This window comes from Streptomyces sp. NPDC059853, assembly GCF_042731495.1.
Classification (GTDB): Bacteria; Actinomycetota; Actinomycetes; order Streptomycetales; family Streptomycetaceae; genus Streptomyces.
Genome location: NZ_JBHWJL010000538.1, coordinates 1 through 1,674 on the forward strand (window position 1 = coordinate 1; position 1,674 = coordinate 1,674).

Sequence of the window (1,674 nt, forward strand, 5' to 3'; positions counted from 1 at the left end):
GGCCCCACCGCCGCTCAGCGGGCGAAGCCGCCCTCGGAGTTGATGACCTCTCCGGTGATCCAGCCCGCGTCGTCCCCGGCGAGCCAGGTGATGAGCCGGGCCGCGTCCTCGGGCGCGCCCCACCGTCCGCCGGGGAAGAGCCCGGCGATGACGGCGTGGTGCTCGCCGGTGAGGTAACCGGTGTCCACCGGGCCGGGGTTGACGGCGTTGACGGTGATGCGCCGGGCCGCCAGGTCGGTGGCCAGGCTGCGGGTGATGGAGGCGAGCGCGCCCTTGGACAGGGCGTACGGGATCTGCCCCGGCATGCCGCCCCGCTGATCCTGCCCCGAGGTCATGAGCACGATGCGGCCGGGCGGCGCCTCGGGGCCGGCCTGACCGTGCCGGCGGGCGAACGCCTGCACCAGCAGCATGGAGGCACGGGTGTTGACCCGGTAGTGCCGATCCAGCATGTCGGCGGTGAGCTCGTCCAGCGGCCCGTCGTGACCGCTGAGGGCCTGGTTGGCGACGAGGATGTCCAGCCGGCCGCCGAGCGCCCGGGCCGCCGCGTCCACGAGCGCGGCCGGGGCGGCGGGGTCGGCGAGATCCCCCGGCCCGTGCGCGACCACGGCGCCGGGTGCGGCGTCCGCGCGTACGGCGTCGGCGAGCGCGTCCGGCCCGTCCGGATCGGCGCCCCAGGGCTGTGCGGCGTCGTGCGGGGTGTGGTGGTGCAGATAGACGCTCGCACCGAGCGCCGCGAGCCGGCGGGCGGTGGCGAACCCGATGCCCGCCCGCCGGCTGGCGCCGGTGACCAGGGCGGTGCGTCCGTTCAGGGGATGAGGTCCCGTCATGCCCCCACCCTGCGACACGCACCATCTCGCGTCATCCGGTTTTCCGCACCGTGGACCCCCGGGCGGTCTTGATGACGCGCAACTGGGTCGGGATCCGGGCGCGCAGGTCCGGCACATGGCTGACGATGCCGACCGCCCGGTCCTGTTCCCGCAGCCCGTCCAGCACGTCGAGCACCTCGTCCAGGGACTGCTCGTCCAGACTGCCGAACCCCTCGTCGATGAACAGGGTGTCCAGCCGCTGCCCGCCGGCCTCCGCCGCGACCACGTCGGCGAGGCCGAGCGCGAGCGCGAGGGAGACGAAGAAGGACTCGCCGCCGGAGAGCGTGGCGGTGTCCCGGGCCCGCCCGGTCCAGGCGTCCAGCACCTGGAGCCCCAGCCCCGAACGTCCCCGCGACGTCTTGGAGTCGGAGTGCGCCAGCTGGTACCGCCCGGCGGACATCCGGTGCAGCCGGCTCCCCGCCGCCTCGGCCACCTGCTCCAGCCGGGCGGCCAGCACATAGGTCTCCAGCCGCATCCGGTACCTGTTCTCGGCGGCCGTCCCGGCGGCCAGCCCGGCCAGCCGGGCGATGCGCTCCGCCTCCTCCCGCACCGGCGCGAGGGCCGCCGCCTCGGCGGCCAGCGCGGCGGACAGCGCATCGAGTTCACGACAGCGCGCCCGGGCGGCGCTGTCGGCCGCCGCCGCCTCACGCAGCCGCACGACGTCCCGCTCCAGCCCCCGCCGGGCGGCGTCCAGCGCCGCCCGGCCGGGCACGCCGGACGCAGCGGCCTCCGGGGCGGCGAGCCCGGGCCACCGGGCGGCCGGCGGGGAGGGAGTTGAGGACGGGGCGGAGGGCGGTGCCGTGAAGGG

At 76.6% G+C, this 1,674-nt stretch carries 2 protein-coding genes; both read right to left on the reverse strand.

Annotated elements, in window-relative coordinates; translation table 11 throughout:
• Positions 1 to 14 precede the first annotated feature (14 nt).
• A complete protein-coding gene (locus ACFV5N_RS27680) occupies positions 15 to 827 on the reverse strand; it encodes an SDR family oxidoreductase (protein ID WP_385605244.1) in 813 nt (270 codons plus the stop codon).
• Positions 828 to 858: 31 nt separating this feature from the next.
• The coding region (locus ACFV5N_RS27685) for an SbcC/MukB-like Walker B domain-containing protein (RefSeq protein ID WP_385605247.1) at positions 859 to 1,674 on the reverse strand (816 nt) is incomplete at its 5' end.

Excerpts from the sequence above, each read along its gene's own strand:
- ACFV5N_RS27680 (WP_385605244.1), bottom strand. The coding sequence starts at position 827 with ATGACGGGACCTCATCCCCTGAACGGACGCACCGCCCTGGTCACCGGC.